The sequence below is a fragment of the Agriterribacter sp. genome, assembly GCF_035497235.1.
GTDB lineage: Bacteria > Bacteroidota > Bacteroidia > Chitinophagales > Chitinophagaceae > Agriterribacter.
Map to the genome: position 1 here is coordinate 68,901 of NZ_DATJEB010000035.1, position 14,341 is coordinate 83,241.

Below are 14,341 nucleotides of genomic sequence, written 5' to 3' on the forward strand. Positions count from 1 at the left end.
ACATCAATCAATATTCAACAACTTACCAGAATCTCCAGTAAATATAGCACCACACTATGGCATACAATACCAGCCATAATTTAATGCTTTGCCAGCAGGGCCTCTTTTTTGCACCAACTTCTAAAGTGCTGATCCAGGACATCCGCCATAAAAAAGGTTTTACCTGTTCATTCCTGGGTGGCGCGGTATTTAATGAAACTACCATAATCAGTAACATGGTCAGCACCTGCGCTATCGCCCCAACATATAACCAATGAAGATGTATATCTGCAGTTAATAAAGAAACGGCAAGCGCTATCTGAATAAAAACACCACCCATTAACCCTGCAATAGCCCCGGCATAACTGGTTCTCCTCCAAAAAATATCCATTAGCAATACAGATATAAATGGAGTGGCCATATAGGTAACGCCTGTTTGAAAATATTTGAACAATCCGATATTGCCCACTAAAGGAGCCACAAGTGAGGATATTAATAATGCCGCACCTCCCGAAACCTGTCCGGTAATGATCAGTTCCCTGTCCCTTGCATTTTTATGGATGAATTTTTTATATACATCCAATGAAAAAATAGTGGCTATTGAATTAGAAAGCGCACTAACGGTGGACATTACCGATACAAAAAAACCAGCTAAAATAACGCCCTTCAACCCTGACGGAGCAAAGAGTTCCAGCACTACGGAAAATGCACGATCCTGGCTATCCGGCAATAAGGAAGTCCCCTGTTGCATTATATCTAACCAATGATATACTGCCTTTAGAAATGAAAACTATTATATGGGGGATGCAGCACAGCGGTTAACTGTCTGCTCACCATTATGTTTTTCTTATGTGCAGCACTATGGCTGCACAACGAGGCTCCCCCACCATAATTTGGAGCGAGTTTAATAACATCAATTTGTCTTCGGTTGGGATGGCGGCTGTTTAAATTAAAAAAACAAAACTATATGTTTTGTCAGAATGACTTGAATTAAGGCCCCTTAGGGTATATCCTATGTTTTGCTGCCACGCAGCTCGGCTAATTTGGAATGCACCCCCTCTCACTTCTCCACTGTTTCTACAATAACTCTCCAAATTGTTGCATGCATGGAGTCGGGCAAAAGTTCAAGAGCAGGCTCCAGCTCTTTACCATTCCAGCTACGGGTATTAACATTCACTCCAATACCGTCTATCTGCTGCAACCTTTTAGCTCCGTGAAATTGCAGACATACGGCAGCATCAGCATTTTTGGGCTGGCTTATAGCCCTGTAAGGCAAAAAGCACAAAAAAATAAAAGCGCTTATTATTGAAATAATTATTTTCATGGTGAGCGTGATTTAATCATTTAATTAAGAATCTTAAAAATTCGTTTTGCTTCAAGCCCTATTTCAACTTTTAAATTTGAAAGGATTGGACTATTGGCAAAATATTAGCATCAATAGATTCGTCAGTTTCATCTGCTGTTGCTTTTGCTAAGAGCCAATGTTCCGTATGTTCTACCGCATCGCCAGGAGTTAACTTTGTTAAGGGACCAAGCGTTTCAATTTCAAGATAGCTTGCACTAATATAGGTTTCATTATTACAATTATAATCCGGATATACAACAGCAGGATTAAAATCAAATTTTTTTATCAATACCTCGCCGTTAAGGTAATAAGCAGTCCATCCCTGTTTGTTTGTTACACCAATTTTTTGTTCTGAAGTAAACAATGGGTCCTGCTTAACCTGAATATATTTTTCACCCCAAATCCAGCGGGGGTCGTTCATTTTTGTATACTGCCAAAGCGCTAAAGAACGGGATGGTAACAAATAATCATTCCCTTCACCATAAGGTTCCTGGGGTATAATTGCTCTTCCACCAGGGGCAAGCATCGTAATAGCCCATGCAGCTAATTCTACATCCCACAAATTTTGATTTATCAGGCGATGTAAAACCTTCACCTCATTTTTATCTTGCGATAAAGTGATTTCTATTTCTTTCACAATACCTGTAATAGCTTCCTTTGCCTGTATTAATTTAAGGTGTCTATCCTGCAATTCAAATTCAATCTTATCATTGTCTGGATTATAACTAAATGGCAATGCTTCCGGCGCGAGCCACAACCTGTGTCCGCCATATATACGCCATTCCTTTCCACCGGTTTTACCAGCATGTTCAGGCAGCAGGTAAAACAAATTTTGCTTATTTATAAATCCGAATCTCACTATACGGGGGCCAATGTCGGTAGTAACGATCAATTCTATCTCATCATTACTCAACCTGATACAATTGGGCCATCCGTTATAATTTATTTTTTCAGGCATGCAATACTTATATGTCCTGTTCAAAACAGTGTTTTTATTTAATATTTACACCATACTTTAGAATAACTTCCGGGTTCAATTCTATACCTAATCCCGGTGTTTGGGGAACTTCAACAAATCCATCTTTTTGTATAAATGGATTAAGTAATAATTCCTTCCGGATAGCAGACTCGGTTACAGAAAACTCAAGAAATGGGGCATGCGGAATAGAGGCAATAAATTGTATAGAAGCCGCCACCAGTACTCCTGTTTTAAAAGCATGCGGCACACAGAGAATATTAGCATCAGCGGTCATCATCGCAATTTTCTTTGCTTCCGTTAATCCTCCGCAACGTGACATATCCGGCTGTACAACATCAATATGTGTTTCGTTTATTAACCGGGCAAATGCTAATCGGCCGCTTTCTTCTTCGCCTGTTGCAATTCGCATCGTTGTTGATTCCGTCAGTCTTTTGTAACCAATATAATCTTCGGCGGGCAATGGTTCTTCCAGCCAATAAATATTTAACTGCTCCAATGCTTTAGCAACGTATACCGCTTCTTTCAAGCGGTAACGTTTTCCAATATCTATCATAATCTCCACCTTATCCCCGGCTGCTTTTCGTGCGGTTTTGATTAACTCAATATCATAATGAACATCATAGCCCAAAGGGCCCCATCCAAATTTAATAGCTGTGTAACCCAGCGATACATATTTCTCCGTCATTTTCTTTACTTCGTCAGGCGTATCAGGCATCAGGGCGCTGGCATAAGCCCTTACTTTATCTGCATAACTACCTCCTAATAATTTATGAACGGGTTTTCCTACAGCCTTCCCCATTATATCCCATATCGCCATATCAATGCCGCTCATTACATGCATTACCGGTCCGCTACGGCCATAGTAATAAGTTTTGTCCCACATATCGTTCCATATTTGTTCATAGTCAAACGGGTCTGCTCCAACCACTACTTCCCGAAGCCCATAGCAGGTTCCATGAGACATGTAAGCATCTACTACCGCTTTGCCCACATAAGGCGCTGTATCCACTTCACCATAGCCAGTGATCCCTTCATCCGTTTCTACTGTAATAATCAAATCATCCTGCGTTCCGTCTGCAGCACTTGAAATTTGAGGCAGGCGAAGAACAGTAGCTGTTACGTTTGTAATTTTCATTTGTAATATTTTGTTTATTGATTATTTTAATATTCCATTTGATATTAAGACATTTTCTGTACCTCTTCAGCTTCAATTAGTCCGTTTTTACCTCTTCTATTGAATAACGACAAAAGCTGCTTTTCGTAAACCGTTACCATAAGCGTACCGGCAAAAATAATTATGCCGCCCATAAGCATGGAAGCAGTAATCTTTTCATTTAGCAAAATAATTCCAAGCAGGGAAATAAAAAATGGCAATAAATAGTTTCCCAGTATTGCCTGAGAAACATCCATGCGTTTTAGTATATGAAAAAAAAGTAGCATGGATACACCATACACCATCAAGCTCAACTCCAGCAAACCCAAAAAGGCTATTCTGCCCGAATGGATGATTTCGGAAAAACTAAATGGTTCCACCCAAATCAACAAAGGAATGCATGCTATACTGCCCACCAATGAACTATACACCAGTATTTCAAGTTCTGTAAATTTTTTGTCAACCAGCATCTTGCTGTACGTATTAAAAAAAGCAGCGCAACTACATGCCAAAAGAAAGATAAGATTGCCTTTAAAATATATGCTTTCTGAAAAACTAGCTCCCTTAATATCAGGTAAAGAAGTTAACAACACACCGGCAATTGCAATTATAAATCCTATTACTCGTACAATGTTGAATTTTTCTTTCAGCAAAACAGCGGCGAAGATGGCTACCAGAACAGGGATAGTTAAAGTAATTATACCGGCGTTGGATGCCAGTGTTAATGTAGAACCGAGTGTATAAAGGTATTGCATTAAAAATATGCCTATCAACCCTGGTAAAATAAAATATCTCAGGTCTTTCCATGTACGCCGGCCGGAGCCTTTTCTTTTTTTATTCTCCGCCCATAAAAAAGGAATAAACAGTAAGGTACTTATTAGCATTGGAACAAAGGCGATAGTCATGGGGCCAAGTTTGTTTCCAATCAACCGTATAACAGGTACCTGAGTCGCCCAAATAAAATTAACTAAGATGACTAATAACCAATCCCGGGTTTTTTGAATTTTGAGCATACTCCTTTTAAGTTATCATTTTGCTGTAAACATTGTTATTATTTTGGCGGCAGGCCGGAACCAAAACCACCATCCACTATATAGGCAGAGCCGGTTACAAAAGAAGCGCGATCGCTTGCCAGGAAAATTGCAACCTGTGCAACTTCCTCCGGTTTCCCGATTCGCCATAATGCATGTAATTTTCCCGCTTCTGCACGAGCCTGAGCAGGATTTGCCTGACTTTGAAAATAACCTTCAGCCAGTCCGGCATCAATATATCCGGGACAAATGCAATTAACACGAATCCCCTCCGGGCCATGATCAATAGCCATTGCTTTGGTAAGCCCGATGATAGCGGCTTTAGTGGAACAATATCCTGCACAGGAAGGCTCAACATAATATGCATTCACAGAAGACATATTCACAATATTACCTTTAGTACTTTTTAAGTACGGTAAAAATAGTTTGGAACAAAGAAAAACACCGCCAACGTTTACTGACATTTGTGCGTTCCATTCTTCAAAAGAAGTATCAGCGATTGTTTTGTTTACCTGAATACCTGCATTATTGATTAGTACGTCAATCTTTCCACACAGCTCAATGGTTTTATTAACCAGTGTGGTTACAGATTCCGGTTTTGAAACATCAACCTGGCAGGCAAAAGCCTTTCTACCTGCTGCTGTTATTTGACGCACGGTTTCTTCTGCGGCATCAAGCTGTATATCGGCTACAACTATATTGGCGCCTTCTTTTGCAAACTCAAACGCACAGGCCCTTCCTATGCCCGAACCCGATCCGGTTATTACAACTGAGCGATTTTGCAGATTCATAATGATTAAGTTATAAAGCTTTGTATTTATCGAATACTTCACTGAGTGTTTTTCCATTAAGCAGTTCTTTTCTTGATAAGTTTTCAGCAAGAACTTTCTCTTCAGCTTTTTCAATTACTTCATTTTCAAGCATTTTTGGTATAACAACGATGCCGTCAAAATCGGCAAAAATTAAATCGCCGGGATGAACCAATACGCCACCACATTGCACGGGTACGTCATAATCAATAACAAGGCCCCGTCCTTTTGAATCCAAAGGTCTTATCCCCGCATAATATACCGGAAAACCCATGTCAATGATTTTAATACAATCCCGTATCTGGCTGTCACAAACACAACCAGCAACCCCCTTCCGTTTTGCAATAGTTGACATTAGTTCACCCCAGGGCGCATTTGTACCATTATGATCAGTAGAATGAACAACAACATCGCCATCCATAAGCGAATCCATAGCTTCAATTTCCAACCCGTAAGGATTTCCCTCATCCACGCTATTAACCTCTTTCCATTTCAATGTTTTTGCCCTGCCAATAAACCCACAATTCCTTATATCCGGTAACAGCGGCCGCAGCCGCTGATGCATAGCCTGGTTGCGATAACCCATTTCATCGAGTATGTCACATACTACAGCTACGTACAGTCCTTTCATAGTTAGATAGTATTTATAATTTGATATTCCCGGTCCATTGTCAGTTCAAGTTTAAACAATCTTTGTGGTTAACAAATTTACTTTTCTTTTCAAGCTCCAATTTACCCGATACTAACCAATCATTACCCTTTCCTGTGTACTGCATACATAAATGCTTTTAATTTATATTACTTATTTACCAGTGTAAAAACACAGGATGCAGGAATCAACTTTGAGAAAGTCTGATTGGCAACCGTTACATTGGGACCCTGCGAAAAATTATTTGAAGAATCGGTATAGTAATATTTTAATGAAGACACTGTTGAGCTGTTTTTTAAGATGCCTTCAATTGTCTGAGCACTGTTACTGTCGTTTTTTCCGGTAATTACGATTGATCCATTTACAGGATCATGGAATGCCGAAACTGTCATGCCAGGGAGAGTTGTGGAAATATCAATCCGTTTGAAACCTGGTTTGACAAAATTAAAAAGCTGTTTAAATACATAGTAATGTGTCCGTTTGGTATATACATGGGGATGAGCTGTGTCTTTTACTGCAAAAACTCCCCACATACTCCAGGCCAAATCCCGGTTAGGGTGGTGGTGGCGCCACCGGCTATCGTAGCCTTCCCAAAGTTGAACTCCGGACACACCAACATTCAAATGCTGAAGAACATATTTATAAGCAGGACCTGCATAATTGCTGAACCCATAATCTGAGTTATAAGTGCCATCATCACACCCATTGCATACTGCATTTGCTTCTGTCATAATTACTTCTCTGTCGGGATAAGCAGAATTCTTAACTGCGTATAACAATTCCTCGCTCCTTGATGTAGAATTACCATATTGATGACCTCCAAAATATTTTATTTTTGACATGGTGACCGGGCTGGCAATCAATGCATGAATATTGAAGGAATTATAACAATCGTCTGGACCGATAAGTGTAACACCGGTAATACCATCGTTGATAAGTTGCGTAGCTATGTTACTGAATATGGCGCCAAGTTGATTGGTGGTCATGATGGGCGCCTCAATACCGAAGCAACCAGTTTCATTGATCGGTGAAAGCATGCTGAAATGGATAGCAGGGCTTCTGCGTTTTTGACCATAATTAACCATTGACGCCATCATTTCCGCATATTCCTGCTCCACTCCGGAATTAAGTTTTGTACCTCCCATCCAACCTGCAGTTGCTCCAACAGGGCTAAGTGTAATATCAGTTATCCCTTTGCTATTTAAATATTGTATTGTATTCCAAACACAAGTAAACCGCGGGGCACTATAAACAGAATCGTAATATATCCAATTATATGAATTGGGATCATTGTTATCATTTACGCCTTCCCAGTCGCTATCATCAAACATAAGGCGGAAACTTGTACATCCCATTCCCGTAATCAGGCTATCGAGAACCTTTTTTACTGATTCGGGATTATCCCTCCAGGATTGAGGATTGACATTTACCCCAAGACCGCGAATTGTTTGGTATTTCTTACTACCATCAATAGTTGTATTTTGGGAAAATGTTGTATTCGCCAGGAGAAATAGCAACATACATGTTGAAAAAACAATACGCTTCATATTGGCTTTTTTTGATATTATTATCCGGTGGTACCTTGTTTTTAAAATCCTTCTCTATTTTGCTTTTAAAGAGCTATTCTTATGTTTTTATAATCACGTTTGGCAAGATGCCAGTATGCTGCTGCTCCTATAAAGCCTACTCCTATAACAATTACATCATAATGATTCGAAGGCATAAGAACTGTTTCGGCTTTAAAAATTTTCTGTAATATGCTCGGTCCTTTTTTAATTCAAACTTAAAATCTGCCTAAAAATAGAATTTTGATTCACCAATATAAAACCATTCGTGGAGACAAGAACGGTTTCCAATTATTAAAACATTAATACCCATTATTTGGTAAAAGACCTTTATTAATATCAATCTCTCTCTGCGGTATTGGCCATAAGTAATTTTTACTTTCATCAAATACTCTCTGCTCAGATACTATGCGCTCTGTTGTAAGGGTTAGTTTTCCTGTAGCAGGGTCAACCATACCCAGTCTTGAACCGTATACAGGCCCATTCATTACCTCTCCGCCAATTTTCCAGCGTTGTATATCAAACCAGCGCAACCCCTCCAATGCCAGTTCCACTCTCCTTTCCCGGCGCACCAATTCGCGCATTTTGGACTGCGAATTGTACACGGACTGATCTACTACTGGCATCCCTACACGCTGACGCACCTGATTAACGGCATCATATACTGAATTATCCAATTGGTACAATTCAATTTTCGCCTCTGCATAGGAAAGCAATATTTCAGCATAACGTATCACCGGTATATTTAAACCGGAGTTCCACATATCGGAAAAATCTGCCAGGTGCGATGTATATTTTCTGGGTGCATAACCCGTATAACTGTATACGGCATAGTAATCAATGGAAGAAGGGTTGAGGGGATCAAAATAAGCTCCCTCATAAAAAGATCCGGGATGAATAATTGTCGCCTCCAAACGAGGGTCGCGATTCTTATAAGGATCATCAGGATTATAACCCGATGAGGGTTCCTCAATAGTCTTTCCATTTTTCATTTCATAACTGTCCACTAAACTTTGTGTAGGGTCAACCGACCACCATCCACCCTGGGATTCCGTAACCAATACGCCAAGCCCGTACATCGGCACATCATTCGCAATGTATTCAACATTCAATATAATCTCTGAATTGTGCTCATTCTGCATCCTAAAAAGATCGGTGTAGCTGCCGTACAGGGAATATTTTCCTATTATCTTTTCGCAAGCTGCTACGCAATCTTCATACTTTCCGTTAAATAATTCCAGTCTTGCTTTTAATGCCCAAGCGGCACCGCTTGTTACGCGACCTTCATCAGCCCCGCTATAACTTTCCGGAAGATCCGGCGCAATAGCAGCAAGTTCATCCCTCAGGAATTGTACAACTTCTTCTTTCTTGTTCCTGGTAACGACATTAGCTTCTTCGGGAGTAAGCGCATTGTTAACGAGTGGCACATCCCCATACAATTGTGACATGAGGTAATACTTATAGGCTCTTAAAAAACGGGCTTCTGCCTTCATCCTTTTTTTAAGCTCTTCATCCATCGGCGTTTTGTCCACATTTTCCAGGAACCAGTTGCATTTTTGAATGGTTCTGAAATCCCAGCGGCTATAGCCGGTATTAGTGGGCGTAAGCTGCACGGCATTGCCCATCATGGAATATCCTTCCCAGGGATATGGATTAAAGGCATTGTCGGAAGCACAGTCAATATAAAATATCCATTGCCCGTCTTCCCAGTTCCTGTAACATCCGTTCAGCGCCGCTTCAGCGTCTTTAACCGATGTCCACAATGATGATTCACTATACTCATCCAATGGTTGGCGGTCAAGAAAGTCTTTATTGCAGGAGCAAAGGATAGAGATTGCAAGGCTGCAAACTATGAATATATGTTTCATTAGTTATTTTTTTATTGTTTTATCAAATGTATCTTATCATAATAAAATTTTAACCGCGTCATTATTGTTTTCACAGGCGTTTGAGACCTGTTGTCATTGACGATTCAAATCATTTTATTATTCCATTAAAAAGTAATGTTAACGCCTACGGTATTTACCAATACCTGCGGATAAGAAGTTCCTCTTGCGCCTGCAGGTGCCTCGGGGTCTACCCATTTATAAAAACTGGAAGCGGTGAAAATGTTCTGACCGCTGTAATATATTTTGATGTGTTCAATGCCGGCCTTGTTCAACAATTTATTATTGAGTGTATAACCAACCTGTACGTTCTTCACCCTCAAATACCCTGCATCTCTTACCCAAAAAGAGGAAGGCGTGATCATAGGATCATTTTGCGTATTGGAACTCCACAGCCTGGGGAATTCATTGGTTGGGTTGGAGGATGTCCAGTGATTATCAAAAATCGCAGTAGGTTTTCCGTATTTATCGCTCACCATTCCCATCAGTTCGCCTCGTACAAAACCTTTAACTCCTGCCGCACCCTGAAGGAACAATGAAAAATCGAAACCTTTCCAACGCAAAGCAATGGTTGCTCCATAAGTACCTTTAGGAAAATAAGTTCCGAGGTATACGCGATCATCCCCGTCTATTGTACCATCTTTGTTCTGGTCCTTATACATAATATCGCCTAATCCGATAGCTCCACCGCTTTGAACTGCATGGCTATTGATCTGCTCCTCTGTTTGAAAAATACCTTCAGCTTCATAACCATAAAAGGAGTTGATAGGATAGCCTGTTTTCAAAAACGAATAATCGCTAATGATTGGGTCTGTTCCTTTCAAATCCTTTATGGTATTCTTAATAAAAGAAGCATTGGCAGATATATCGTAATGGAATTCGTTGCTACTGCCGTGATAAGCAAGGTCAAATTCAATTCCGCTGTTTTGAACGTTTCCTGCATTTTGTACAGGGGCATTAAAACCATATACAAATCCTATGGGAATGTCAAGCAATATACGGTTGGTAGTACGTACAAAATAGTCAATAGTAAAAGTAATTTTTCTATCCAGCAAAGTGGCGTCCAATCCAAAATTCGTTGATCTTGTATCTTCCCAGTGAATATCTGGATTGGCTCCATTAACGGGCGCCACTCCCGAAGCTACACTGTTTCCAAAAGTGTAATTCTGCCCTGAGGCAATTGTACTGATATAAGGATAGTTACCCACAATATTCTGATTGCCGAGTATCCCCCACGAGCCTCTTATTTTTAATTCAGACATTGTATTTCTGAAAGAGCTAAAAAATGGCTCTTCCGAAATCCTCCATGCTGCTGAGAATGAGGGATAGGTACCCCATCTGTTGCCTGGCGCAAAACGCGATGAGCCATCATAACGAATATTTGCTTCAACCAAATATCGGTCCTTAAATTCATAGTTGATTCTTCCAAAAAAAGATTGCAATGCCGTTTCGTAAGACGATCCGGTAGCGGTCTGTCCGGGTACTGGACCTGCATTCAGTTCCCTTAAAGAATTATTCAGAAAATCCTTTCGAAACCCTTGCAGGTAATTAAAGCTTGTGTACTCCTGGGAATAGCCGGCTAACAATGTTAAATCATGATCACGGAAAGTTTTGTCGTACTGCAGTAGGCCCTGAAGCGTTATTACGTTCAGGTAATTGTTATATTCTGTTAACGAATTAGGTCCCTGGTAAAAGGTAGGATCTCCTGTTGTGTGATTGTAGTACTGCAGATCTTTTATAAATGATTTTGATTGATTGATATCCAGCCGGTAACCCAGTAATGGTTTAAAATGCAATCCCTTTATTATTTCAAGATCAGCGTCTGCTATTCCACGAAGATAATGGGTGCGGTTTTTATTTGTACTGCCAGACTCCAGCCAGGCCATAGGACTGCCATCATCATAGTAACCATAGTATCCGTTCGAATATTTGTAAGGAACATTGCGGCCAATACGGTTAATCTGCCATAGCATACCTGCAAAACTCCTGGTATAAGGATTTGTTGGCTCGGTGAAATTCTCGAGGTTGTAAGAAATATTTCCATTTACCGTAAAACGCTCACCTAATTTATTACTGATTTTAAACCGGGTGGTGTAGCGTGATAAACCAGTATTGTTTACCAGGCCATCCTGGTTGAAACACCCAAGCGAAAACAGCGATTGCGTTTTTTCGTTTCCACTGTTTACATTTATATAATGGCTCTGCTGTAAACCAGATCCCTTATAAAATAAATCCAGCCAGTCGGTATTTGGATAATTATCCGGATCTGACCCATCTTTAAATTTTTCTATCTCTTCATTTGTATACCGCGCAGGTTTCCCTTCATTCATCAGCGCCTCATTATAAAAAGTAGCCGCTTTCCACGATGGTACGAAATCCGGAAGTCTTGTGGCCTGCTGCTTTCCTATGTACCCATTATAATTAATAACTGTACCGCTTCTGCCCTTTTTTGTTGTAACCAATATTACACCATTGGAAGCCCTTGAACCGTAAATGGAAGCGGAAGCTGCATCTTTAAGAACAGTGATGCTTTCAATATCATTCGGGTTAATATCATTCATGCTCGATACTACACCGTCCACCACAACCATAGCATCGCTATTACTCAGGGTGCCAATACCTCTCACCCTGATAGTACCCTGGTCCTTTCCGGGCTGACCATTATCCTGCATCACGGTTACACCAGACATTGTTCCCTGCAAAGCGGAACTTACACTGGTTAAAGGCCTGTCATCTAATTCCTTTGAGCTAACCGTGGAAACGGCACCGGAAAGGTTCACCTTCTTTCTTGTTCCATACCCTATAACTACCACGTTTTCCAGTTCTTTATCAAGTGTTGGCCGCATGATAATGTTAAGAAATGTATTTTCTGAAATCAGTGTTTCATAGTTCTCATACCCTACATAGGTTATAAAAAGTTTCTTCCCCTTTTGCGCAACAATATTAAAATACCCTTTTGAATCGGTTGTTGTACCTCTTTCTGAACCTTCTACTTTAACAGACACATTTGACAAAAGAGATTCCCCATCGGTCACCCTTCCGGATACCGCTATTGATTCCTGTGCACTTACGATAGAAACAAAAAAAATAAAAAATGCTAAAAACAACAGTTTACCCTTTAGTTTTTTCACGGCAACTGCTATTAGTCGCTTTGTTATTGCTTTTTCTAAAAAAACCGAATCTCGGCTCATGGTAATTTGTTTTAGTTTTGAAATGCAGCTTGTTTCCATTTATACCTGGAGTTATCCGCCACACTAAGAATATATCATAACAAATTTAGTTTTATATGCGAAGGGTGGTTTACCTGATATTAACCAATCACTTCCCTATTTTGTATAGTTTTTAAAAAACAAACTCAGGAGAACAAATAAGCCATTATACAATAACCCACCGTTGAATGCTTTTTCCAAATTAAAGTGGTACATCATGTTGAATGAAGGATTGAACTCCTTTGCCAAATCTGCACAAATAGCAACTGTTTTCAGAAATCATCTATTATCGTATTTTATCCAATTACTACCTTATCTTGTCGCCATATAAAGAAAAATTGAGAAAAAGAATACAGATTACCATATATTTAATAAATGAAACCTCACTATAAACCCATACCGTCCGAATCTAAATTATTCAAAGTTGAATTTCAAAAAACCAGTAAGGAGTTCTACTATCCCTGGCACTATCATTCGGAACTGGAGCTGGCCTTTATCATAAGTGGTAAGGGCGTAAGATACGTAGGTAATTCCATCGAGAATTTTTATGAAGAGGAGCTTGTTTTGCTGGGTTCTAACCTGCCGCATACATGGAACAGTACTGCCGATCAGGAGCAGCCTGTAAATGCTATCGTTATTTACCTGAAGGAAGAATTTTTTGACAAATCATGGATGCAGAGTATAGAATTTGAGGCCATCAGGAATTTATCAACTTCAATGAACAAAGGCATTAAGGTTGACAGCAGGGTGGCTGCGGCATTAAAACAAAAATTCTTTAACCTCATTAATGCATCGCCATTTGATAAGCTGATGATACTGCTGCAGATATTGCAGGAGTTGGCCCACAACCCCGAATTCAGGTTTTTGTGTGAACAGGAATTTACCGGTGACCTGAATGATACCGACAAAACGCGTATCAATGCCGTTTACAATTATATTCAAACGCATTACCAGGAGCAGGTTTCCCTTGCTGATATCGCGTCAAAGCTAAGCATGAGTGAAGAGTATTTTTCACGATACTTTAGTAAAACTATGAAAAAGCCCTTTTTTGAATTTTTAAACGAATACAAAATCAACAGGGCATGCAAACTGCTTATTGAAACCGATAAGCAAATCAGTGAAATATGTTATGCTTCCGGCTTTGAAAGTCTTCCCTTTTTCTACAGGCAGTTTAAAAAATTCAAAGATTGTCAGCCCAAAACGTATAGGATGAATTATCAGAAAATAGCTGCGTATCAACCGGCATAACTTCCCTGCCATTTATTATCCGTGTTTTAAGAATACGATTGCTTAAAACAATCTGCTACAAAATAAGCAAACGATTGTACCAAATCGGGTAAAAAATAACCAGGCAATTGTAATAAGTTTGTTTGAGTTCAAAAAATCCATCAAGATTTTACACATGAATAAAACAACACTCTTTATTATCAATTGCTTAATCGCAAGCTCCCTGTGCGCACAGCACCAGTTAAACCGCTACTCAAATAAGCCCGACTCAATAGCTACTCATAAGGTTGTTTTGGATAACCAGTCGAAAATCATTTCGTGGATCCATCCGCAGTCCCGCGCGTATGATATTTTCCTGAGGCAGCGATGGAATTTTATAAAAACATCCGTGCCATACAGTCCCGGGCCTCCGCCAAGATCACTGTATCCGCAATATTATTTTTACTGTGCTTACAAGGTAGGTAATGGAAAAATCCTGCAGGAGCCTGATGCCTGGATGAATGATGTTG

General features: G+C 39.9%; 12 protein-coding genes. 2 read left to right on the forward strand and 10 right to left on the reverse strand.

Translation table 11 applies throughout. The annotated features are described in order from the left end of the window. Positions 1-22: 22 nt before the first annotated feature. The 10 genes from VL121_RS11480 to VL121_RS11525 all read right to left on the reverse strand — a co-directional run bounded on the left by VL121_RS11480 (position 23) and on the right by VL121_RS11525 (position 12,587). Positions 23-730, reverse strand: a complete 708-nt coding sequence (locus VL121_RS11480; RefSeq protein WP_325405352.1) for a sodium:solute symporter family transporter — start codon at positions 728-730, stop codon at positions 23-25. A 309-nt stretch (positions 731-1,039) separates the two neighbouring features. Further along, a complete protein-coding gene (locus VL121_RS11485; protein WP_325405354.1) occupies positions 1,040-1,303 on the reverse strand; it encodes a hypothetical protein in 264 nt (87 codons plus the stop codon). A 70-nt stretch (positions 1,304-1,373) separates the two neighbouring features. Beyond that, the gene (locus VL121_RS11490) at positions 1,374-2,282 is read right to left on the reverse strand and encodes a hypothetical protein (RefSeq protein WP_325405355.1); all 909 of its coding nucleotides are present in this window, start codon (positions 2,280-2,282) and stop codon (positions 1,374-1,376) included. A gap of 34 nt (positions 2,283-2,316) precedes the next feature. After that, a complete protein-coding gene (locus tag VL121_RS11495) occupies positions 2,317-3,438 on the reverse strand; it encodes a mandelate racemase/muconate lactonizing enzyme family protein (RefSeq protein WP_325405357.1) in 1,122 nt (373 codons plus the stop codon). A 44-nt stretch (positions 3,439-3,482) separates the two neighbouring features. Beyond that, a complete protein-coding gene (locus VL121_RS11500) occupies positions 3,483-4,469 on the reverse strand; it encodes a DMT family transporter (RefSeq protein WP_325405359.1) in 987 nt (328 codons plus the stop codon). A gap of 38 nt (positions 4,470-4,507) precedes the next feature. Continuing rightward, positions 4,508-5,278 carry an SDR family NAD(P)-dependent oxidoreductase gene (locus VL121_RS11505; RefSeq protein ID WP_325405361.1) on the reverse strand — a complete coding sequence of 257 codons (771 nt, stop codon included), beginning with the start codon at positions 5,276-5,278 and terminating at the stop codon, positions 4,508-4,510. A gap of 10 nt (positions 5,279-5,288) precedes the next feature. After that, positions 5,289-5,927 (reverse strand): RraA family protein, encoded by a 639-nt coding sequence (locus tag VL121_RS11510; protein ID WP_325405363.1) that lies wholly within the window; start codon positions 5,925-5,927, stop codon positions 5,289-5,291. A gap of 167 nt (positions 5,928-6,094) precedes the next feature. Then, entirely contained in the window at positions 6,095-7,492 is a 1,398-nt protein-coding gene (locus VL121_RS11515) for a glycoside hydrolase (protein ID WP_325405365.1), read from the reverse strand. A gap of 320 nt (positions 7,493-7,812) precedes the next feature. Further along, complete coding sequence (locus VL121_RS11520) at positions 7,813-9,378, reverse strand: RagB/SusD family nutrient uptake outer membrane protein (RefSeq protein WP_325405367.1); 1,566 nt, start codon at positions 9,376-9,378, stop codon at positions 7,813-7,815. 125 nt (positions 9,379-9,503) lie between these two features. Further along, the gene (locus tag VL121_RS11525) at positions 9,504-12,587 is read right to left on the reverse strand and encodes a SusC/RagA family TonB-linked outer membrane protein (RefSeq protein WP_325405368.1); all 3,084 of its coding nucleotides are present in this window, start codon (positions 12,585-12,587) and stop codon (positions 9,504-9,506) included. A gap of 393 nt (positions 12,588-12,980) precedes the next feature. Between VL121_RS11525 and VL121_RS11530 the strand changes: the two genes are divergently transcribed. Further along, the gene (locus tag VL121_RS11530) at positions 12,981-13,853 is read left to right on the forward strand and encodes an AraC family transcriptional regulator (protein ID WP_325405370.1); all 873 of its coding nucleotides are present in this window, start codon (positions 12,981-12,983) and stop codon (positions 13,851-13,853) included. Positions 13,854-14,007: 154 nt separating this feature from the next. Beyond that, the coding region (locus VL121_RS11535) for a hypothetical protein (RefSeq protein WP_325405372.1) at positions 14,008-14,341 on the forward strand (334 nt) is incomplete at its 3' end.

Bases quoted from the DNA above. Each gene is read 5' to 3' on its own strand.
- VL121_RS11495 (WP_325405357.1), bottom strand. From the start codon at position 3,438: ATGAAAATTACAAACGTAACAGCTACTGTTCTTCGCCTGCCTCAAATT.
- VL121_RS11530 (WP_325405370.1), top strand. From the start codon at position 12,981: ATGAAACCTCACTATAAACCCATACCGTCCGAATCTAAATTATTCAAA.
- VL121_RS11520 (WP_325405367.1), bottom strand. From the start codon at position 9,378: ATGAAACATATATTCATAGTTTGCAGCCTTGCAATCTCTATCCTTTGC.
- VL121_RS11500 (WP_325405359.1), bottom strand. From the start codon at position 4,469: ATGCTCAAAATTCAAAAAACCCGGGATTGGTTATTAGTCATCTTAGTT.
- VL121_RS11510 (WP_325405363.1), bottom strand. From the start codon at position 5,927: ATGAAAGGACTGTACGTAGCTGTAGTATGTGACATACTCGATGAAATG.
- VL121_RS11525 (WP_325405368.1), bottom strand. From the start codon at position 12,587: ATGAGCCGAGATTCGGTTTTTTTAGAAAAAGCAATAACAAAGCGACTA.
- VL121_RS11490 (WP_325405355.1), bottom strand. From the start codon at position 2,282: ATGCCTGAAAAAATAAATTATAACGGATGGCCCAATTGTATCAGGTTG.
- VL121_RS11480 (WP_325405352.1), bottom strand. From the start codon at position 730: ATGCAACAGGGGACTTCCTTATTGCCGGATAGCCAGGATCGTGCATTT.
- VL121_RS11485 (WP_325405354.1), bottom strand. From the start codon at position 1,303: ATGAAAATAATTATTTCAATAATAAGCGCTTTTATTTTTTTGTGCTTT.
- VL121_RS11515 (WP_325405365.1), bottom strand. From the start codon at position 7,492: ATGAAGCGTATTGTTTTTTCAACATGTATGTTGCTATTTCTCCTGGCG.
- VL121_RS11505 (WP_325405361.1), bottom strand. From the start codon at position 5,278: ATGAATCTGCAAAATCGCTCAGTTGTAATAACCGGATCGGGTTCGGGC.